The following is a 21354-nucleotide window of genomic DNA, read 5'->3' as shown; positions in this document are numbered from 1 at the left end:
TCGATGCTGCACCAGATGACGCGAAGGACATTCGTCGCGGCAGCCACCGCAACGGCCGCAGGACTTGCTCAGTCACGTCATGCCGCAGCCGAAACGATCCCCAATTCATCCGGCACCGAGGCTCCGAAGACAAAAGCGCCGGCGAATGCCTGCGACGCGCATTTTCACATCATCGATCCCCGCTTTCCGACACCGGAAAGCGCCAAGCCGGCAGGCTCGACCTTCGATGACTATGTGCTGCATCAGCGCCGCATCGGCACGACGCGCGCGGTTCCGGTGCAGCCGAAATATCACCGCACCGACCATGCCTGCATCCTCGATGCGCTCAGCCGGCTCGGCAAGAATGGACGGGGCGTCGGGGTCTGTCATCCCGACGCGACTGATGCGGAGCTGAAACGGCTCGATGCCGGCGGAATCCGCGGACTTCGCTTCAGCGTTTGGAATCCGAGCGACACAGTGACCACAATCGACATGATCGAGCCCCTGTCCAAGCGCAGCGCCGATCTTGGCTGGCACGTCCAGCTTCACATGTCAGGCGATCAGATCGTCGAGACGTCGGCAATGCTCGGCCGCCTGCCCTGCCCGATCGTGTTCGACCACATGGGGCGGCTTCCGCCGAAACAGGGGCCGGAACATCCGGCTTTCCGCGTCATCGCCGATCTCGCAGGTAAGGGCCGCGCCTGGGTAAAGCTCGCCGGTGCTTATCTCAACACCGAGCAGGGCCCGCCCTATGCCGACGCGACGCGAATCGCGCAGGCCTTCGTCAAGGTTGCGCCCGATCGCCTGGTCTGGGGCAGCGACTGGCCCCATGTCACCGAGAAGCACAAACCTGATGACGCAGAGCTGTTCGAACTGCTCGCGGCGTGGGCCGGCAATGAAAAGACCCGCGACGCAATCCTGGTCGACAATCCGACCCGGCTTTATGGCTTCGATCGCTGACGCTACCGGAGTAGCGCCAGCGCATTCTGCCTATGGGCCTTAGAACGTCAGCGCCTTGACCTGCTTGACCTGCGGCAGCGCCTGCACCTTGGCGAGCACGTCCGCCGGCACCGCGCCGTCGACCTCGACGAGCGCGATGGCATCGCCGCCCTGCTCGACACGGCCGAGATGGAAGGTCGCGATGTTGATCTTGGCGTCGCCCAGGAGCCCCGCGAAACTGCCGATGAAGCCCGGCTTGTCCTCGTTGGTGACATAGATCATCGACTTGCCGAACTCGGCGTCGACGCGGATGCCCTTGATGTCGACGAGGCGCGGCTTGCCGTCGTGATAGACCGTGCCGGAGACCGAACGCTCCTGGCGTTCGGTCGCCACCGTGACGGTGATCAGGCTCTCATAGTCGCTCTGCGCGGCGCGCACGATCTCGTCGACCACCATGCCGCGCTCCTTGGCGACGACGGGCGCGGAGACGACGTTGACCTCGCCCAGCATCGGCCGCAGCAGGCCCGACAGCACCGCGGAGGTGATCGCCTTGATCTTCATCTCGGCGACATGGCCCTCATAGGTGATCTGCACCTTGAGGATGCCGGTCTCGGTGAGCTGGCCGGCGAAGGAGCCGAGCTTCTCGGCGAGCGCGATGAACGGCTTCAGCTTCGGCGCTTCCTCCGCCGTGATCGAGGGGAAGTTGACGGCGTTCGAGATCGCGCCGGAGAGCAGATAATCCGACATCTGCTCGGCGACCTGGAGCGCGACGTTCTCCTGTGCCTCCGTGGTGGAGGCGCCGAGATGCGGCGTGCAGATCACGTTGGGGTGGCCGAACAGCACGTTCGAGGTGGCGGGCTCCTCGACGAAGACGTCGAAGGCGGCGCCTGCGATGTGCTTGGAATTCAGCGCATCGACCACCGCCTGCTCGTCGACCAGGCCGCCACGCGCGCAGTTGATGAGGCGCACGCCCTTCTTCATCTTGGCGATCGCGGCCGCGTCGATGATGTTCCTGGTCTTCTCCGTGAGCGGGGTGTGCAGCGTGATGAAATCGGCGCGCCTCAGGAGGTCGTCGAGTTCGACCTTCTCGACGCCGATGTCCTTGGCGCGCTCCGGCGACAGGAACGGATCGTAGGCGACCACCTTCATGCGCAGGCCGAGCGCGCGGTCGGCGACGATCGAGCCGATGTTGCCGCAGCCGACCACGCCGAGCACCTTGCCGGTGATCTCGACGCCCATGAAGCGGTTCTTCTCCCACTTGCCGGACTGCGTCGAGATATCGGCCTGCGGAATTTCGCGCGCCAGCGCCAGCATCAGGGTGATGGCGTGCTCGGCGGTCGTGATCGAATTGCCGAACGGCGTATTCATCACGATGATGCCCTTTGCCGTGGCGGCGGGAATCTCGACATTGTCGACGCCGATGCCGGCGCGGCCGATCACCTTCAGCTTCGTCGCCTTCTCGATGATCTTGGCGGTCGCTTTCGTCGCGGAGCGGATCGCAAGGCCGTCATAGTTGCCGATGATCTCGGCCAGCTTGTCCTTGTCCTTGCCGAGATTGGGCTGGAAGTCGACCTCGACACCGCGATCCTTGAAGATCTGCACGGCGGCGGGAGAGAGCGCGTCGGAAATGAGAACTTTGGGTTTGGTCATCTGAATGATCCTCTACCTTCCCCTGAAACGAGGGCGGCCTTCGACGGGAGTAGGTTGATGCTGTTTCTCTTCCACTCCCCGTTCTTACGGGGTGAGGGGCAGCCACAGGCAAGGTGCTCGCGGAGAGAGCCCCTCACCCGGATCGCTGCGCGATCCGGCCTCTCCCCGTAAGAACGGGGAGGGGCTAAGAAAGAAAGATCAAGCCGCCTTCGCCAGCGCGGCCTTGGTCTCGGCGAACGCCCAGTCGATCCACTGGGTCAGGAGCTCGACGTCTTTGGCCTCGACCGTGGCGCCGCACCAGATGCGCAGGCCAGCCGGCGCATCGCGGTAATAGGCGAAGTCGAAGCCCGCGCCTTCCTTCTCGACGAGGGCGACCAGCTTCTTGCAGAATTCGGCCTGCGCGTCGGCGGGAAGCGAGGTGATCGCGGGATCGGTGAACTTCAGGCACACCGACGTGTTGGAGCGGATCGAGGCGTCCTTCGCCAGAAAATCGATCCAGGGCGTCTTCGCCTTCCAGTCGGCGAGCACCTTGGTGTTGGCGTCGGCGCGCGCGATCAGCGCCTTCAGGCCGCCAATCGACTTCGCCCAGTTCAGCGCGTCGAGATAGTCCTCGACGCAGAGCATCGAGGGCGTGTTGATGGTCTCGCCGACGAAGATGCCTTCGTTGATCTTGCCACCCTTGGTCATGCGGAAGATCTTCGGCAGCGGCCAGGCCGGCTTGTAGGTCTCGAGCCGCTCCACGGCGCGGGGCGACAGGATCAGCATGCCGTGCGCGGCCTCGCCGCCGAGCGCCTTCTGCCAGGAGAAGGTGACGACGTCGAGCTTGGCCCAGTCGAGCGGCTGCGCAAACGCAGCGGACGTCGCGTCGCAGATGGTCAGGCCTTCACGGCTCGCGCTGATCCAGTCGGCGTTCGGCACGCGCACGCCCGAGGTGGTGCCGTTCCAGGTGAAGACGATGTCGCTCTTCGGATCGACCTTGGAGAGATCGGGGATTTCACCGTAAGCCGCGTTGAGCTTGGTGACGTCCTTGAGCTTCAATTCCTTGACGATGTCGCTGACCCAGCCCTCGCCGAAGGATTCCCAGGCGAGCGTGGTGACGGGCCGCGCACCGAGCAGCGACCACAGCGCCATCTCGACCGCGCCGGTATCGGAGGCGGGCACGATGCCGATGCGATAATCGGCGGGCACCTCGAGCACCTCGCGCGTCAGATCGATCGCGAGCTTGAGCTTGGTCTTGCCGATCTTCGCGCGATGCGAGCGGCCGAGAGCTGCGTCCTTGAGATTTTGGGCGTTCCAGCCGGGGCGCTTGGCGCAGGGGCCGGAGGAGAAATGCGGCACGTTCGGCCGCGAAGCGGGCTTCGCTACAGTCATGATCTACCCTTCCAGATAGTAAGCCTCCCGTTGGGGGGAGGTGTCCCGCCGCGGCTCATACGGGAAACGGGTAGAATCGTCAAGGAAGTTCGGGCGCCTCACGGCGGAGTGATGGCGATTCCGGTGCAGCTTCCGGTGATTCGACTGCGGCCAGCGCATTGAGCAAATCCGTCGCCTCGCTGATCAACTGCGCGGCCCGGCGTCGGCTGCTCACTTTCAAAATGCATTTGTCGCCGGCCTGCACGACGTAGTCGTTGCCGACCTTGATCAGAGAATAGCTTGTCATCGAAATCCCCGAACTTACCGAGCCCGGTGTCAGACGCTACCTAGCACCGTTCGTTCCGGAGCAAACGTGAACGACGGCTCGGTAGTTAATCAGCTCTCAATATGAACGGATGCGCAATCCGATTTTGCAGGCGACGCAACGGCGACGCCGAGCTGGTTCAAAAGCGGACAGTCATGCCCACATGACTCGCCGTGAATCCGAGCCGCTTGTAGAAGCGTTGCGCATCGACACGGCTCGCATGCGTCAGCAGTTCGACCAGATTGCAGCCTTTCGCCTTCGCCTCCGCCACCGCCCATTGCACCAACTGCTCGCCGATGCCGCGGCTGCGACAATCGGAAGCAACGCGAACATCCTCGAGCAGACCGCGCGTGCCGCCTTGTGAGCTCAGGCCAGGCAGGATCGCGAGCTGCAGGCAGCCGACCACCCTGCCCTCGCTCTCCGCGACCACGAGCTGGAGTTTTGGATCGCGATCGACCCGCTCGAACGCCTCGTAATAGGGCGCGGGCAATGGATCCTCCAGCCGCTCGCGCGCTCGGCCGAGATGATCGTCGGCGAGCATCGCCACGATCGCGGCAACGTCGTCGCGGCGCGCGCGACGGATGGAGACGGACTTCGTAGTCATATGTGAACCTTCAAATCAGCGCGCCGCCGGAAGACCGAGACCGGCCTCGGCCTCGCCGATCCAGCGGCGAACGGCAGCAAAGCGGGTAAGATCGAAGCCGCCTTCATGCGCGAGGCGCGTATAGGCGAGCAGTGCGACGTCGGCGAGCGAAATCGCATCCCCAACGAAGAAGCGGCTCGCGGCAAGATGCTGGTCCATGCGGTCGAGCGCCGCATAGCCGCGCTTGACCTTCTCCGGATCGAGCTCGGAGGCAGCCTTGCCGAGATAGACGAGCTGGAAGCGGCACACCGCGATATAGGGCTCGTGGCTGTACTGCTCCCAGAACAGCCATTCATCCATCTTGGCTGCAGCGAACGCATCGCGCGGAACGAGCGCGCTGTCACGGGCGAGATAGCGGATGATGGCGTTGGACTGCGCCAGCGTGCGGCCATCGTCGAATTCGATCGCCGGCACCTGGCCAGCGCCGTTCAGCTTCAGGAACTGCGGCGTGCGCGTCTCGCCCTTGCGGGTGTCGATCTCGATCCAGCGATAGGGCAGCGCGAGCCTGTCACAGACCCACTTCACCTTGAGACAATTTCCGGAATTGCTGTCGCCGTGGATATTCATCGCTGCCGCCCCGCGTGGGAGCGACAGAGCATCAGGACGCCGCCGCCCTGTCAACCGGCTGCATCGGCGCGTCTAGAACTGGTAGCCGGCACCGACGCGGAAGTTGTTCAGGCCGACTGTAATGTCCTTCACGTTCGAGAAGCCGACATGCTCCCATTCCCCGCGAATGAGGAAGTTGCCGCAGATCGCGTATTCGATGCCGATGCCTGCAGTCCATCCGTACATGAAGGCGTTGGAGCGCTGCTCGGCGCTGGACAGTGTGTCTGAACCGGCGGGCAGATGGCGATGAACCGTCGTGACCACGCCGCCGCTGATCACGGCCTCGTCGAAGTCGTCGTATTTCTGCCAGGTTACGGTCGCAAATCGCGAGACTTCAGCGCGCCCGATCGCCAACCCGGCGAAACCATACGGCATGAAGTCGCCGCCGTCCCAGCCGACCCGGCCGCGGAAAGTCGCATAATCCTTGAGCTTCAGCGAAGCACCGCCACCAAGCCTGGTGTCGTAGGTGTAGGTATGGCCTGTGGGAGCCGTTTCGCCGGGGAGTATTCGCCCCATGGAGTCGCTCGCCGTGCTCGATATATTGTTCATGTAGCTGTAATTGGCTTCGACGCCCATCACCGCATCATAGATCTGCCAGTTCTTGCCCACATAGGCGCCGAACCCAGTCGACTGCACGTGGTTCTTCGGCAGCAGCGACCATCCGCCGACCGGCGCCTGAAGCACGCTGTTGCGAAGCATGAAGTCGGTCATCGACTTCGGGGCGTGGCTGAAATCGATGTCGGTCGTGGCGAAGCCGAACTGGCCACCGACATAGAAGCCGTCCCAGTTATGGGAGGCCTTCGACAGGCCGTCGGTGAAGCTGCCGCGCAGGATGGGCAGATCCGGCATATCGGCCGCGTGCGCAGCGGACGCAGTCGCCAACATCGCCGCCATCAACCAAAGCCTACGCATTGCAACGCTCCATCGAACTCGAACTTTCGATGGTGATCATCGCTCGTTAACCTTAACCAATGGTTGCGCGGCGGCATTAATTGCCGCCCAGCAATGAAAAATACGCAAAGCGAAACGGCGCGGGATGATCCCGCGCCGTTAGGAAACCTTAAAGTGATCGAGCTGCCGATCAGCCCTTGGTGACGAGCGGCGGCGGCGCGTAGACCGGCGGGCTGCTCAGATCCCAGCGTACGCCGAGCTTGAGGTCGTGCGATGTGATGTCATTGAACTTGAAGGTATTGCCTCGCGAGAAGCCCGTGAAGTCTGAGATCACGCCCGTGGTCCCGCTGCCGAGATCGACGTAGCTGTAAGCCAGTTCGAGTGTCAGGCTCGGGTTGACCTTGTAAGCCAGACCGGCGTGCGCCGCCCAAGCGAAATTCCATTTCGATCCGCTGGCGGCGGTCGCAAAGCTCGGGAAGGTGCCGTTGTTGACGACGGGACCGGCCGTCACGAGGGGATTGACGGCACCAGTGTCAGTGAAGCCGGAAATATTGACACGCGATGCACCGATGCCTGCACCGATGAACGGAGTTACACACCACCACGTTCCCAGGTCGACATAGGCGTTTGCCAGAAACAGCAATTCCGACTTGCTGGCGTTGTAGTTGTCGATGCCGTTATAGGCGACGCCGTAGGCGGAGGCCGTGAAGACATCGGAGCCTTTGAAGTTGGACTTGCCCCGATACTGAGCCGTGACGTCTGTCCGGAACCAGTTGTTGAAGCGGTAACCGACACCGACATCGAAGATTCCGGCCGTATCGAAATCAGTCGTCTCGTTGAGCGTGCTGATCTGGGAATAGGCGGTCGGGTCCGACTTGCGGATGTTCTTGACGCTCTGATTGCTGAAGCCGATGTCGCCGCGCAGATACCAGCCGCCGAAGTCGGCGGGCGGAGCCGGCGCGTACATGGGAGGTGCCGCGATCGGCATGTCGGCGGCAAACGCCACCGACGAGATCAGGCTTGCCGCACCCGCGGCAAGCAAAGACTTAACGCTACGCATTGGCTTCGTCCTTTTGGCCGGTGAGGCAAAATACGCAGGCCTCACGTTCTGGAAACTCACAGCCGGACGATGGCACTAAATGCTTAAGCGCCACTTAACCCTAATTTTTAAGGTTGATTTTTCCTCACTGCACACGCGCGTGCTGCGTGAGCGTTGCAGAAATGCGGCGCCCAATTGCTAACAATGTATGAAAGCAGAGCGCAGCGAGAGAGGGCGTCAGCGCGCGTGCTGCGGCAGTTTCGGCAGGAACACCGCGAGCAGCCCGATGGCCGGCAGGTAGGCGCAGACCTGGTAGACGAACTCGATCGAGGTGTGATCGGCGAGCCTGCCGAGCACGGCCGCCCCCAAGCCACCGATGCCGAAGGCGACGCCGAAGAACACGCCGGAGATCATGCCGAAGCGGTGCGGCACCAGTTCCTGCGCGAACACGATAATCGACGAGGTCGTCGAGGAGATGATGAGGCCGATGATCACCGAGAGCACCGCGCTGCCGGCGAGACCTGCATGGGGCAGCGCCAGCGTGAACGGCAGTGCGCCGACGATCGAGATCCAGATCACGATCTTGCGGCCGAAGCGATCGCCCAGCGGTCCGCCGAAGAAAGCGCCGACCGCGTTCGCCGCGAGGAAGATGAAGAGATAGATCTGCGCCGCCTGCGTCGACACGCCGAAGCGGTCGATCAGATAGAAGATGTAATAGCTCGACAGGCTCGATACGTAGAGCTGCTTGGAGAACAAGAGCGCCACCAGCACGAGAAGCGCGACCGCAACGCGGCGCGAGCTCGGCCCGCCGGGCTGGGTGTGCACCGGGGCCACCTTCTTCGTGGTGATCTGCGGCGCGTACCAGCGGCCGATGCGCCAGAGGATGAGAATCGCGAGGAACGCGATCGAGGAGAACCAGGCGATGCTGCCCTGCCCGAACGGCACCACGATCAGCGCCGCCAGCACCGGTCCCATCGAGGTGCCAAAACTGCCGCCGAGCTGGAATACCGATTGCGCGAAGCCGTAGCGGCCGCCGGAGGCGAGCCGCGCGATGCGCGCGGACTCCGGGTGGAACACCGCGGAGCCGAGGCCGACCAGCGCAGCCGCAACGAGGATGACGAGATATCGGTGCGCGGCGCTGAGCAGCAGCAGTCCGAAGAAGGTCGAGGCCATGCCGATCGCGAGCGAATAGGGCTGCGCCCTCTTGTCGGTGTAGTGCCCGACCACCGGCTGAAGCAGCGAGGCCGTGAACTGGAAGGCCAGCGTGATCATGCCGATCTGCGTGAAGTCGAGCGCGTAGGTGTCCTTCAGGATCGGGTACACCGAGGCGATCAGCGACTGCATGGTGTCGTTGAGGAAGTGCGAGAAGCTGATGCCGGCGAGCACGACATAGGCCGGCCCCGCGCTCGGCTTGGGGACAGCAGACGCCAATCCGGCCACGGCAACGGGCTCGGTCAGCGTTTCCTCGGAGACGACGACAGGCTTGTTCAAGGGAGGCATCCCGGCGGGCGCGGCGAACCGCCGCACTCGCTAGTTACGATGCCTCCGGCGGCGTAACCACCGCCAATCGCCGATGGCTGGGATGCGCTTAAGCCGCCGCCTGCCCGAGCGCGGAGACGATGGTGTCGACGACATCCTCGACCAGGACGCGGTCCTCGCCCTCGCCCATCACGCGGATCACCGGCTCGGTGCCGGAGGAGCGGATCAGGAGACGGCCGTGGCCGTTGAGCCGCTTCTCGCCGTCGGAGATCGCCGATTTGACGTCGGAATCGTCGAGCGGCTTGCCACTCTTGTAGCGGACGTTCTTGAGGATCTGCGGCAGCGGATCGAAGCGGTGGCAAACCTCGGAGACGGGCCGGCGCAGCCTCTGCACCACCGCCAGCACCTGCAATGCCGCGACGAAGCCGTCACCGGTGGTGGCGTAGTCGGACAGGATGATATGACCGGACTGCTCGCCGCCGAGATTGTAGCCGCCGCTCAGCATCTGCTCGAGCACGTAGCGGTCGCCGACAGGCGTGCGCACGAGATCGAGCCCGTGGCCTTTCAGGAAGCGCTCGAGCCCGAGATTGGACATCACGGTCGCGACGATGCCGGGCCGCGACAGCCGTCCGTCCTCCTTCCAGCTCTGCGCGATCACCGCGAGGAGCTGGTCGCCGTCGACGAGATGGCCGCGTTCGTCGACCAGGATGACGCGGTCGGCGTCGCCGTCCAGCGCAATGCCGATATCGGCGCGCATCTCGCGCACCTTCCTGGCCAGCGCTTCCGGTGAGGTCGAGCCGCATTCCTTGTTGATGTTGAAGCCGTCCGGCTCGACGCCGATCGGCACGACGTCGGCACCGAGCTCCCACAGCGCTTCCGGCACGACCTTGTAGGCAGCGCCGTTGGCGCAATCGACGACGACGCGCAGGCCGTCGAGCGACAGGTCGCGCGGCAGCGTGCGCTTGGCGAATTCGATGTAGCGGTCATGCACGCCGTCGATGCGGCGGGCGCGGCCCAAGCTCGCACTTTGTGCGAGCCTCTTGTCGAGGGATTCGTCGAGCAGCTGCTCGATCTGCTTCTCGACGTCGTCGGAGAGCTTGAAGCCCTGCGGCCCGAACAGCTTGATGCCGTTGTCCTCGAACAGATTGTGCGAGGCCGAGATCATCACGCCGAGATCGGCGCGCATCGACTTGGTCAACATCGCCACCGCCGGCGTCGGCATCGGACCGACCAGCAGCACGTCCATGCCGACGGAGGTGAAGCCCGCGACCATCGCGTATTCGATCATGTAGCCGGACAGGCGGGTGTCCTTGCCGATCACAACGCGATGGCGATGCTCGCCGCGCTGAAAAGCAAGTCCGGCAGCCTGACCGACCTTGAGCGCGATCTCCGGCGTGATCAATCCGTTCGCGCGGCCCCGAATCCCGTCCGTCCCGAAATATTTGCGGCTCATATGATCCCCCACGCAACAATCAGGGATCCCCGCTACAACCATCGGTGCCCGGACGGGCTCCGCATCCCTGATCTGCTTTCTGCCTTATAAAGCCATCAGGGCTAAATTGGCTTCAAAAAATGTGATTAATCGTTACGGAACCGGACGCGCCGGTACTCCGATAACCATTTGTTAACATTGAAATTCCCGCTGAGATGCGGAGGCCGAATGGAACCCGCCCGCTAGTCCGTGCGCTTGACGTGGCCATCGTCCCGGCTCGGCGGCGGCTGGGTGACATTGACGGGATCCGAGCCCGGGAAGGTCTCTTCCAGACCCTCTTCCAGCGCTTGTTCGAGGCGGTGCTTCTCCTTGATCTCTTCTGGCGTCGGTTCACCGCGGGGCCTGCTCATGGCGCCCTCCTCACAAAACGATTTGGCAAACGATTTGGCTGTGCATCCAACCATGCTAGATGACCCCTAAATCTTCTGACGCAAGACGGGCCGGGGGAACGTTCATGAAGCACATCACCTGTATCGACGATCTTCGCGCGCTGCATAAGCGCCGCGTGCCGAAGGCGTTCTTCGACTATTGCGACCGCGGCTCCTATGCCGAGGAAACGCTGCGCGCCAATCGCGAGGATTTGCAGGCGATCAAGTTCCGCCAGCGCATCCTGGTGGACGTCTCCAGGCGCGACACCTCGACCACGATTCTCGGCGAGCCGTCGACCATGCCGCTGATCCTCGCGCCGGTGGGCCTGTTGGGCATGCAGCATGGCGATGGCGAAATTCACGCCTGCCGCGCCGCGCAGGCCGCCGGCATCCCGTTCACGCAATCGACGATGTCGATCTGCTCGATCGAGGACATCGCCGCCAATGTCGAGAAGCCGTTCTGGTTCCAGCTCTACGTGATGAAGGACCGCGGCTTCATCAAGGATCTGATCCAGCGCGCGATCGCGGCAAAGTGCAGCGCGCTGGTCCTGACCGTCGACCTCCAGGTGATCGGCCAGCGCCACGCCGACATCAAGAACGGCATGACGGTACCCCCGGAATGGTCGCTGTCGAAGCTCCTGGATTTCGCCAGCAAGCCGGCCTGGGTCTCCGGCGTGCTGCGCGGCAAGCGCCGCACCTTCGGCAACATCGCCGGCCACGTGAAGAATACCGAGGACCTCAATCGCCTCGCCGAATGGACGGCGTCGCAGTTCGACACGTCGTTGAACTGGAAGGACGTCGAGTGGGTCCGCAGCATCTGGCCGGGCAAGCTCATCATCAAGGGCATCCTCGACGTCGAGGACGCCGAGGAAGCCGCCAAGACCGGCGCGCAGGCACTGGTCGTGTCCAACCATGGCGGCCGGCAGCTCGACGGCGCGCCCTCCTCGATCGAGGTGCTGCCCGAAATCGTCGATGCCGTAGGCTCGAAGATGGAGATCATGTTCGACGGCGGCATCCGCTCCGGCCAGGACGTGATGCGCGCGCTCGCGCTCGGCGCAAAATCCTGCATGATCGGCCGCGCCTACGCCTATGGCCTCGGTGCCGGCGGCCAGGCCGGCGTCGCCAAGGCGATCGACATCATCCAGAAGGAGCTGCTCACGACCATGGGCCTGTGCGGCGTCAACAAGGTTGACGAGATCGACGATCATATCATTGCGGTGTGAGGCGTCGGGCGAGTTGCAGCAGCAATAAGGGCCGTCGTCCCAGACAAGTGAGCGTGTCTTAACCTCTCCCCGTAAGAACGGGGAGAGGGAGTGAGACGGTGGCGCGTCCCTCACTGACGAAGCACCCGCGCTCACATCGGCGGCGTGATCCCATCCCGGCCGACATTCACGCGGTTGGCCTCCAGCGAGCCGTCCTCCTTCTTCGCCGCACCGAAGATGATGAGCTTGGCGCCCGGCTTGATCTCGGACTTGTCGCTGGCGACGAAGGTGACGATCGGCGTGTCCGGCGGCACCACCACTTTCTTCTCGCCGTCCTTGTACTTGACCAGGATGTTCTGCCCCTCGGTGCCTTGCACCGTCTGCGTCACCGTCGCATTCGTCATGGTGGAGTTGGCGCGCGCATCCCAGGGACGGAAGCCTTCGGCCGCACCGCGCTGGTTCTCGGGGAAGATGTGCACCGCGATCGCCCGCTGCGTGCCGTCGGGCTCCGGCATTCCGGTGACGCCGATGTAGGAGCCTTCCTTGATCTCCGACAGCGAGGTCTTGACGACGGCGAAGACGGCGACGTTGTCGGTCATGTTCACCTTCACGTCATTGCCTTCGCGCGTCTTGATGTCGAGCGTCTTGCCGTCGACGCTCTCGATGGTCCCGCGGATGCGTACCGACGGCGGCTGTTGCGCCGTGGCGGTTGAAGCGAGAATAAAGGCGGCGAACGCGGCCACGACGAGGCGTGGCAGCAGGTTGGTCAACTTCGGCATGGCCTTGTCTCTCCTGGACGTTGCGGTGGTCCATCACGGCAACCCCGCAAGACCACCGCTATTCCGCCGCCTCGCGATCACATCGGCGGTGTCAGGCCATCGCGGCCGACGCTGACGCGGTTGGTCTCGAACGAGCCGTCCGGCAACTGCTTCATGAAAGCAACGATCTTGGCGCCGGCCTTCAGTTCGGCTTTGTCACCGGGGACGAAGGTCACGACCGGCGTGTTGTCGGCGACGAACACCTTCTTCTCACCGTCCTTGTATTTCACGAGCAGCGTATGGCCGTCATTGCCGACCACGCTCTCGGCCACCGTCGCATTGGTCATGCTGGAGTTCGGCTTCAGGTCGTAGGGGCGCGAGCCTTCGCCGGTGCCGCGCATGCTCTCCGGAAACACATGCACTTCCACGGCGTTCTGACCGCCGTCCGGCCCCGGCACGGTGGTCGCGCCAACGAAGGAGCCGACCTTGATGTCGGACAGCGCGATCTTGGTGATGCCGGACACGTTCACGTCGGATGCGATGCGGAGCTTGACGTCTTCGCCGCTGCGCGACTTGACGTCCATCACGTCGCCATTGACGCTTTCGATCGTGCCGCGCACGCGCGTCGGCACCGGCGCCTTTTGCGCGATCGCGTAGAAAGTTGAGAAGGCCACCATCGCGACAGCGAGAAGCGGGCGCGCAAGAGTTACACGTTGAACAGTCATGAACGATCTCCGATTGTCCCCACGAGGACAGAACTCCGGAGATCGCCCGCTATTCTCTCAAGATTTTGTGAGATCGGCCTCGACCAGCGCGCGCAGTTCCGCCGTCACCTGCGGCCTTTGGCCAAACCACAATTCGAAGCCGCGCACGGCCTGATGCAGCAGCATGCCGAGCCCGTCGGCAGTCTTCAGTCCGCGTGCCTGCGCCCCCGCGAGCAGCGGCGTGATCAGCGGAACGTAGACGAGGTCGGCGACCACGGCGGTCTGCGGCAGACGTGACACATCAACATCGAGTGAAGGCTGGCCGTGCATGCCGAGCGAGGTCGTGTTCACCAGCAATTTTGCCCGCGGCAGGACATCGTTGATCCCGTCCCAGGGAATCGGATGCACGTTCGGCCCGAACTGCGTCGCCAGCGCCTCGGCCCGCGCAATGGTGCGATTGGCGAGGTGGATACGGCTGACGCCGCGTTCGAGCAGGCCGAACACGACCGCGCGCGAGGAACCGCCGGAGCCGAGCACCAAGGCCTCCTCGGCCTTATCCCAACCGGGCGCGCTGGCGTCGAGATTGTTGATGAAGCCCTCGACATCGGTGTTGGTCGAATGCAGTTCGCCGCCCTCGAACCACAGCGTGTTGGCCGCGCCGACGGCTTTGGCGCGCGCATCGGGCGTGGACAGCGCCAGCACGTCCTCCTTGTGCGGGATGGTGACGTTGGCGCCGACGAATCCGCGTAGCGACAGCCGCAGCACGAAATCGCGCAGATCCTCGGGCGGGACGGCCTCGATGATATAACCGCCGGCGATGCCGAGCGTGCGCAGCCAGTAATGATGGATCAGCGGCGAGCGCGAATGCGCCGCCGGCCATCCGATCAGGCAAGCCGCTGGCGCCTTGGTCACGATCGTCCTCTCAAGCCGCAGACCTGCATGGTCCCTCCCTTTGGTCTCGTGGCGATCCATTTCGCGTCCAGCCTGCCCTGTCAAGCACGCGCGCGTCGCAGGGCGGCGCCCATCGCCGTAATGGGTCGGAGGCAGTGTCGATCAGATTCGCCGGCTTGAGAAGGACGCGGCGCTAGGCGGGGACGGCATCATCGGACGCGGCAGGAGCCGAGGCGCCCTTGATGTCGGCGATCGCGCGCTCGATCGTCTCGCGGTAACGCGCGCGCGGCGGCAACACGCCATGGGTGAGCAGCGCGCGGCGGACCGTTGGCGAGGCACCGGTGACGAACAGCCTGATGCCCTGGCGGTGAGCCTTGGCGGCGACACGCCCCAGCACGTTCGCCGCGGTGGAGTCCAGGAACGGGACCGCAGCGAAATCGACGACGATGCCCTTGCGCGCGTCGGCGACGCCGTCGAGCACGTTGCCGATCGCCGATGCTGCCCCGAAGAAGAACGCGCCCCTGATGCGATAGACCAGTACGTCGCGATCGACCGCGAGGGCGGAATCATACGGCACGCGCTCGCCATTGCCGTCGTCGGGACGGTCGGCGAGCACCAGTGGGGAGCGCTCCTCGATCCCGGTCATCTCGGCCATGCGGTGGATGAACAGCACCGCACCGAGCGCGAAGCCGACCAAAATGCCTTCGGTGAGATCGCGAAAGACCGTGAGCAGGAAGGTCGCGAGCAGCACGACGGCGTCACCCCACGAGGAGCGAAGCAGGATTGCGAACTCCTGCTTCTCCGCCATGGTCCAGGCCACCACCACCAGCACCGCGGCGAGCGCGGCCAATGGGATGTAGCTGGCGAGCGGCGCCCCGATCAGCATGAACAGCATCAGGAAGATGGAATGCAGCATGCCCGCGAGCGGGCTCCTCCCGCCGGCGCGGATATTGGTGGCGGTGCGCGCGATCAGGCCGGTGACGCAGACGCCGCCGAACAGCGCCGAGCCGATATTGGCGACGCCTTGTGCGACCAGCTCGCAATTGGAGCGGTGGCGGCGTCCGGTCATGCCGTCGGCGACCACGGCCGACAGCAGCGACTCGATCGCGGCGAGCAGCGCGAAGGCGATCGCATCCGGCAGCACCGCCTTCGCCTTCTCGAGCGAGAAAGCCGGAAGCGCGGGCGATGGCAATTCGCGCGGTATCCCGCCGAAACGCGTGCCGATGGTTTCGACCGGCAGCGACAACGCAGCGCTCAGCACCGCCGCAAGGACGACCGCAATCAAGATGCCCGGCCAGGACGGCCGCCAGCGCCGCAGCACGGCGATGACGAGAATGCTGACCGCAGCGATGGCGACGGCGGACGGATTGACGGTGTGCAGACCCCCGGCGAGCGCGGCGAGCTTCGGGACGAACTCGCTGGGCTCCTTGGCCGAGAGCGTGATCCCGCCGAGGTCGCGGAGCTGGCTTGCAAAGATGATGACGGCAATGCCGGCCGTGAAGCCGACCGTCACCGGATAGGGAATGAACTTGATATAGGTGCCGACCCGCAGCAGACCCGCGGCGATCAGGAACAGTCCCGCCATCATGGTGGCGAGGATCACGCCGTCGACGCCGTGCCGCTCCGCGGTCACCGCGACCAGCACGATGAATGCGCCGGCCGGTCCGCCGATCTGGAACCGGCTGCCGCCGAGCAGCGAGACGATGAAGCCGCCGACGACCGCGGTGTAGAGGCCGCGGTCGGGCGTCACGCCCGAGGCAATCGCGATCGCCATCGACAGCGGCAGCGCCACGATCGCCACCGTGAGGCCCGCGAACAGATCGGCGCGGAAATCCGCAAGGCCATAGCCCTCACGCCAGACGGTGACGAGCTTCGGCAGGTACAGTTCGGTAAAGGTCGGCTGACGAAACTGCCGCAGTCCGCCTGCGCGCTCGCTGGTAATGCTCATGCCCCACAACGCTCCGCTGCATCGTGCGGCCGCGTGCTCCGGCGCGACGGTGCATTTAGCTCATTTCATTTCCGAGCATGACCGTCTTTCTGATCATGCTCCCACCCGGCGCGGCGGCCCCGACTCCTTGAGGCGAACGCCGCGCCCACCGCTGTCGCTGCGCGCATGTTCGCCGATCAGTTCGACGCCGGCCCGCTCGAACGCCTCGACCACCTTGATCAAGGTCTCGACCACGCCACGCACGTTGCCGGTGCTGGCCTCCATCCGCTGGATGGTCGGCAGCGAAACGCCGGCGAGCTCGGCCAGGGTTTTCTGGTCAATGCCGAGCAGCGCGCGGGCTGCCCGCATTTGAAATGACGTGATCACCTTGGCCTCACGTGTGAAATATTATAATTGATATTTCGCGCCTATACAATGATGTAAAATACATCATCCGGAGCGAAACGCAAGCGACCGTTTGGTGGCGTCGATGAATTGGTCAGCGGGGTATTTGAAGGAGAGATGCATCTTAACGAGAGGTCGGATCGCGCCTGGCGATGCGAAGCATCGTCCGGTGCGATCCGGGTGAGGGGCATGGCACTTCGCTGCCACGATCGAATGTCCATCCGACTCGTGAGGCCATCGAGAGCATTCTATCTACGATTCAGACCGAACTCGTGGAGGCAGCCCCTCACCCCTCCCTCTCCCCGTAAGGACGGGGAGAGGGAGTGAGAGAACCGTGCGTCCCTGACGGATTACGCCGCGTGCTGATGCGCGGCGATGATCTGGTCGGCGGCGCGCCCGGTCACCTCGGCCATGTGGTCGAACTGACGGGTGAAGCTGCCGGCGCCGGCGGTGGCCGAGCGCAGCTCCACGATCAGCTCGCCGATCTCGGCTTCAGGCATCATGGCGCGCACACAATCCCAGCCGCTCCAACCGTCGCGGGTGTCGAAGCCGAGGATCTGCCCGCGTCGCGCCGACAGGATCGCGTTGATCTTGGCGGTGGCGTCGGTCGGGCAGACGATCTCGACGACGTGGATCGGCTCCAGCAACACCGGCTGGCATTGCGGCAGGCCTTCGTTGAGCCCGACCCGCGCCGCCGTGCGGAAAGCCAGGTCGGAGGAATCGACGCTGTGATAGGAGCCGTCGGTCAGCGTCACCTGCACGTCGGTGACGGGGAAGCCGAGCGGCCCGCGCGCGAGCCCGTCGACGACGCCCTCTTCCACCGCCGGGATGTAGTTGCGCGGCACGGCGCCGCCGACCACCTTCTCGGCGAATTTGAAGCCGTCGCCGCGCGGCAGCGGCCTGATGTCGAGCACGACGTCGCCGAACTGCCCATGGCCGCCGGACTGCTTCTTGTGCCGGCCGCGCTGGGTAATCGGCTTGCGGATGGTCTCCTGATAGCCGATCGCGGGCGGATGCGATTTCACGTTGACGCCGAAGCGGTCGCGCAGCCGCTCGACCTCGACGCGCAGATGCATCTCGCCCTGCCCCCACAGCACCGTGTCGTGGGTCTGGGCGTTCATCACGATGACGAGCGAGGGATCCTCCTCGTGCAGCCGCGCCAGCGCCTGGCCGAGCTTGACGTCGTCCTTGCGATCGGTCGCCGCAATCGACATTCCGAGCACCGGCGGCGTCGGCTCCGCGGTGACCAGCCCCGTCGGCTGGGTCTTTCCGCTCGAGACCATGTCGCCGGTCTTGACCGGATCGAGCTTGCCGAGCGCCACCGTGTCGCCGGCTTCCGCCGACGGGCGCTTGGTGTCGTAGGCGCCATTGACGGCGAGAATGCCGGAGATGCGGCTCGCGCCACCTGAGGAGGATTGCAGCGTGGCTCCGTCATCGAGATGGCCGGCGATCAGCCGCGTCAGCGACAGCTTGCCACCGTGCTGGGAGTGCAGCGTCTTGAAGACGTAGCCGAGCGCGTCCTTGGTGTCCGACGCACCGAGACGCTTGGCGGTCTCGGCGATGCCGGGCGCCTCGTGGCGCAGCGCCTTCATCAGGCGCAGCACGCCGTTCTCGCGCGCGGCGGCGCCCAGCAGCACGGGACAGATCAGGCCTTCGCGCAATTCGCGGGCAAGGTCGTCGAACACCGCATCGCGCGGCGGCTGGATATCCTCGAGCAGTTGCTCCATCAGCGCGTCGTCGTGATCGGCGAGCTTCTCCAGCATCGAGAAGCGGGCTTCCTTCTCGCGATCGAGATCGCCGCCCTCGAGCGCGACCACCTCGGACGCCTTGTGCTCGCGATAGACGAACGCGCGCTCCAGCGCGAGATCGACGAAGCCTTCGATCAGCTCGTCCTTCCAGATCGGAATCTGGCGCAGTACCAGCGGCACGCGGGAGGCGGGCTGGAGCGTCGCGAGGGTCTCGCGGATGCGCTTGTTGGCACGGTCGATCTTGTTGAGAAACAGGAAACGCGGAATCTTCAGCTCCTCCAGCTCGCGCAGGATGATCTGAAGCTGCGGCAGCTTCTTCTCGTCGGCCTCGCAAACCACGACCGCGGCGTCGATCGCGGGCAGCGCGGCGCGCATGTCGTGGGCAAACTCAACGGAACCGGGACAATCGAGGAAGGTGTAGCTGTCGCCCATGAAACTCGTGGTGGCAGCAGTAAGGCCGACGGTCATCTTGTGAAGACGGGCCTCGGCACTGGCGTCGCCGACGGAAGTTCCGGCGTCGACGCTGCCGGCGCGCGGGATTGCGCCCGTTCGCGCCAGTATCGCTTCAAGAAGAGTGGTTTTACCGCTTTGGAAAGGGCCCACCAGTGCAATGCACCGTGGACCTCGGGGACTTCTGACGTCTTGTCCCATTCACCGCCTCCCTTGTGTGGAGCTCGGCCCGTGATTGGGTCGGCAAACGTTGATGCTCTGCCCGTCATCCGGGTTTGGCAAGCATCAAACGTCGCTGCGGTGCGTCGTCAGTCAGATCAAGTCTTAGCGCCTGATGAATCAGGTACGACCTATTGCCCCAGGGTGTTCCACCTCTCCCTTCGGGAGAGATGAACTTCTGCTGGCGCTGTCTCAACTACAATTGACCAAGTCTTAGCGACCCGGACGCAGTTCCAGGCTCTCCAGACCGGCTGCGACATTGAGTCCGACCTGGCCCTGCACGCTAAGCGGTTGAAGGGCGATCGAATTGTTGGAGCCGCCAATGAGCACATTGCCTCCTAAGCCGACCCCGACCGACGCGCTGCCTTGCGCGCCCGCGTAATTGCCGGAGAGATCGCCGGGGCCGAGACGGTCGACCGGCGCGAACACGCCCCAGGCCAGCGCGGTCTCCTGGGTGATGCCGATGTCGAGGCCGACTTTACGGATGGTCGCGACATAACGATCGTCAGGTACGCCGTCGGCGCGCAGGACGCAGCCGAGATTGGTCACCGATCCCACCACGAAGCCGACGCTGGCGCCGCCGCGGCATTCGAGCACGCCGACTCGCACCATCCGCTGCTGCGCGCTGGCGCCGGCGACGGAGGCAACGAGGCTCGCGACAGCGAGTCCGGCGAGGAAGATTGAGCGGCGCATGAAATGTCTCCGGCGATGAGGTGATGCAAGCATGGAGGGCGCGGCACAAAGCCGCGCGAGGTTCTATGCCACAATCGTTCCGGTGGTACCAGATCGCGCGGGCGTTAAAGAATGTAAAAGCAAAAGGGCCCGCAGGATGCGGGCCCTTTCATGTCAGATCGTTACTGCGAGCTTAGCGCAGATTGCCGCAGAAGCGCTGGATGCGCTTGCAGGCGTCTTCGAGGTCCGAAGTCTTGGTCGCATAGGAGATGCGGAAGGCCGGGCCGAGGCCGAAGGCCGAACCCTGCACGACAGCGACGCCCTCGGTCTCCAGCAACTCCGTGACGAACTGCTCGTCGTTGGAGATCAAATTGCCCGACGGCGCTTTCTTGCCGATGGTGCCGGCGCAGGACGGGTAGACGTAGAACGCGCCTTCCGGCCGCGGGCATTCAATGCCGTTTGCCTGGTTGAGCATGGAGACCACGAGGTCGCGGCGCTCCTTGAACACCTTGTTGTTGGCGGGGATGAAGTCCTGCGGACCGTTCAGCGCCTCCACCGACGCCCACTGCGCGATCGAGCACGGGTTCGAGGTCGACTGCGACTGGATCGTCGCCATCGCCTTGATGAGCTGCGCCGGACCACCGGCATAGCCGATGCGCCAGCCGGTCATGCAATAGGCCTTGGACACGCCGTTCACGGTGAGCGTGCGGTCGTAGAGGCTCGGCTCGACCTGAGCGACGGTCGTGAACTGGAAGTCGTCATAGACGAGGTGCTCGTACATGTCGTCGGTCATCACCCAGACATGCGGATGCCGCACCAGCACGTCGGTGAGCGCCTTCAGCTCGGCCTTGGTATAGGCAGCGCCGGTCGGGTTCGACGGCGAGCACAGGATGACCCATTTGGTCTTCGGCGTGATCGCGCGCTCGAGCGCCTCGGCCTGGAGCTTGAAGCCGGTCGCGGCGGTGCAGACCACCGACACCGGCTCGCCGCCGGCGAGCGCCACCATCTCGGGATAGCTGACCCAGTACGGCGCGGGGATGATCACCTCGTCGCCCGGATTGATGGTCGCCATCAGCGCATTGTAGAGCACCTGCTTGCCGCCGGTGCCGACGATCACCTGGTTCGGCTTGTAGCTGATGCCGTTCTCGCGCTGGAATTTCGCGATGATCGCTTCCTTCAGCTCGGGGATGCCGTCGACCGCGGTGTATTTGGTCTTGCCGGCTTCGATGGCGTGGATCGCCGCGAGCTTGATGTTGGCGGGCGTGTCGAAGTCGGGCTCGCCGGCGCCGAGGCCGATGACGTTGCGGCCCGCCGCTTTCAGCGCGCGTGCTTTATCCGTGACCGCGATGGTCGCGGACGGCTTCACACGGTCGAGCGCAGCGGCAAGGAAGGACATCATCATCTCCTGGCGAGCGTCGTGAACCCTTGAGGTCTCACGACTCTGATTGTGGGAATACGACACCCTAAAACGGGCGCCGCTGCACCGCAAGAAACTTCGGCCCGATCTTGAAAAAGTTTACGAATATGGGGCGTTCTGAGCACGGCGGAACGCAATATTTCGCAACTTTGCCGCCTGAATCCCTCATATCCGGCAAGCACTGTCCTCGGAGCAATTTA

Annotated in this window: 20 protein-coding genes; 2 read left to right on the top strand and 18 right to left on the bottom strand. The window is 64.3% G+C overall.

Annotated elements, in window-relative coordinates; genetic code table 11:
• Positions 1–3 precede the first annotated feature (3 nt).
• Entirely contained in the window at positions 4–939 is a 936-nt protein-coding gene (locus AXW67_RS19345) for an amidohydrolase family protein (RefSeq protein WP_082907958.1), read from the top strand.
• Between the two features lie 39 nt (positions 940–978).
• On the opposite strand, the gene serA is transcribed toward AXW67_RS19345, so the two are convergent.
• The 10 genes from serA to AXW67_RS43240 form a co-directional block, all read right to left on the bottom strand.
• Positions 979–2568: a phosphoglycerate dehydrogenase gene (serA, locus tag AXW67_RS19340; protein WP_027551829.1), complete on the bottom strand. Its 1590-nt coding sequence runs from the start codon at positions 2566–2568 to the stop codon at positions 979–981.
• A 198-nt stretch (positions 2569–2766) separates the two neighbouring features.
• Complete coding sequence (locus AXW67_RS19335; protein ID WP_063679134.1) at positions 2767–3939, bottom strand: phosphoserine transaminase; 1173 nt, start codon at positions 3937–3939, stop codon at positions 2767–2769.
• Positions 3940–4018: 79 nt separating this feature from the next.
• Positions 4019–4225 (bottom strand): hypothetical protein, encoded by a 207-nt coding sequence (locus AXW67_RS19330; protein WP_027551831.1) that lies wholly within the window; start codon positions 4223–4225, stop codon positions 4019–4021.
• Between the two features lie 157 nt (positions 4226–4382).
• Positions 4383–4847 carry a GNAT family N-acetyltransferase gene (locus AXW67_RS19325; RefSeq protein WP_063679133.1) on the bottom strand — a complete coding sequence of 155 codons (465 nt, stop codon included), beginning with the start codon at positions 4845–4847 and terminating at the stop codon, positions 4383–4385.
• 15 nt (positions 4848–4862) lie between these two features.
• Positions 4863–5453 carry a glutathione S-transferase family protein gene (locus tag AXW67_RS19320; RefSeq protein WP_063679132.1) on the bottom strand — a complete coding sequence of 197 codons (591 nt, stop codon included), beginning with the start codon at positions 5451–5453 and terminating at the stop codon, positions 4863–4865.
• A 72-nt stretch (positions 5454–5525) separates the two neighbouring features.
• On the bottom strand, positions 5526–6404 hold the full coding sequence (locus AXW67_RS19315) for an outer membrane protein (RefSeq protein ID WP_027551834.1): 879 nt from the start codon (positions 6402–6404) through the stop codon (positions 5526–5528).
• Between the two features lie 169 nt (positions 6405–6573).
• Positions 6574–7443 (bottom strand): outer membrane protein, encoded by an 870-nt coding sequence (locus AXW67_RS19310; protein WP_145927720.1) that lies wholly within the window; start codon positions 7441–7443, stop codon positions 6574–6576.
• A gap of 216 nt (positions 7444–7659) precedes the next feature.
• A complete protein-coding gene (locus AXW67_RS19305; RefSeq protein WP_063679131.1) occupies positions 7660–8913 on the bottom strand; it encodes an MFS transporter in 1254 nt (417 codons plus the stop codon).
• A gap of 97 nt (positions 8914–9010) precedes the next feature.
• On the bottom strand, positions 9011–10354 hold the full coding sequence (glmM, locus tag AXW67_RS19300) for a phosphoglucosamine mutase (protein WP_063679130.1): 1344 nt from the start codon (positions 10352–10354) through the stop codon (positions 9011–9013).
• Between the two features lie 221 nt (positions 10355–10575).
• Positions 10576–10743, bottom strand: coding sequence for a hypothetical protein (locus AXW67_RS43240; protein ID WP_201723691.1), 168 nt, complete (start codon positions 10741–10743; stop codon positions 10576–10578).
• A gap of 104 nt (positions 10744–10847) precedes the next feature.
• Between AXW67_RS43240 and AXW67_RS19295 the strand changes: the two genes are divergently transcribed.
• Positions 10848–11984 carry an alpha-hydroxy acid oxidase gene (locus tag AXW67_RS19295; protein WP_063679129.1) on the top strand — a complete coding sequence of 379 codons (1137 nt, stop codon included), beginning with the start codon at positions 10848–10850 and terminating at the stop codon, positions 11982–11984.
• 131 nt (positions 11985–12115) lie between these two features.
• Here the strand turns inward: AXW67_RS19295 and AXW67_RS19290 are convergent, their stop codons facing one another.
• The 8 genes from AXW67_RS19290 to AXW67_RS19255 form a co-directional block, all read right to left on the bottom strand.
• A complete protein-coding gene (locus AXW67_RS19290; RefSeq protein WP_063679128.1) occupies positions 12116–12742 on the bottom strand; it encodes a single stranded DNA-binding domain-containing protein in 627 nt (208 codons plus the stop codon).
• 77 nt (positions 12743–12819) lie between these two features.
• Complete coding sequence (locus AXW67_RS19285) at positions 12820–13446, bottom strand: hypothetical protein (RefSeq protein WP_027551840.1); 627 nt, start codon at positions 13444–13446, stop codon at positions 12820–12822.
• Positions 13447–13503: 57 nt separating this feature from the next.
• Complete coding sequence (locus AXW67_RS19280) at positions 13504–14337, bottom strand: shikimate dehydrogenase (protein WP_063679157.1); 834 nt, start codon at positions 14335–14337, stop codon at positions 13504–13506.
• 172 nt (positions 14338–14509) lie between these two features.
• A complete protein-coding gene (locus AXW67_RS19275) occupies positions 14510–16264 on the bottom strand; it encodes a SulP family inorganic anion transporter (protein WP_063679127.1) in 1755 nt (584 codons plus the stop codon).
• Positions 16265–16357: 93 nt separating this feature from the next.
• Positions 16358–16630, bottom strand: coding sequence for a helix-turn-helix domain-containing protein (locus AXW67_RS19270; RefSeq protein WP_027551843.1), 273 nt, complete (start codon positions 16628–16630; stop codon positions 16358–16360).
• Positions 16631–16998: 368 nt separating this feature from the next.
• Positions 16999–19047 carry an elongation factor G gene (locus AXW67_RS19265; RefSeq protein WP_063679126.1) on the bottom strand — a complete coding sequence of 683 codons (2049 nt, stop codon included), beginning with the start codon at positions 19045–19047 and terminating at the stop codon, positions 16999–17001.
• 231 nt (positions 19048–19278) lie between these two features.
• The gene (locus tag AXW67_RS19260) at positions 19279–19758 is read right to left on the bottom strand and encodes a DUF992 domain-containing protein (protein ID WP_063679125.1); all 480 of its coding nucleotides are present in this window, start codon (positions 19756–19758) and stop codon (positions 19279–19281) included.
• Between the two features lie 172 nt (positions 19759–19930).
• The gene (locus tag AXW67_RS19255; RefSeq protein WP_027551846.1) at positions 19931–21133 is read right to left on the bottom strand and encodes a pyridoxal phosphate-dependent aminotransferase; all 1203 of its coding nucleotides are present in this window, start codon (positions 21131–21133) and stop codon (positions 19931–19933) included.
• Positions 21134–21354 lie beyond the last annotated feature (221 nt).

This window comes from Bradyrhizobium neotropicale, from assembly GCF_001641695.1.
Classification (GTDB): domain Bacteria; phylum Pseudomonadota; class Alphaproteobacteria; order Rhizobiales; family Xanthobacteraceae; genus Bradyrhizobium; species Bradyrhizobium neotropicale.
The sequence above is the reverse complement of the archived record's forward strand: the minus strand, read 5'-3'. Positions and strand labels throughout refer to the sequence as shown.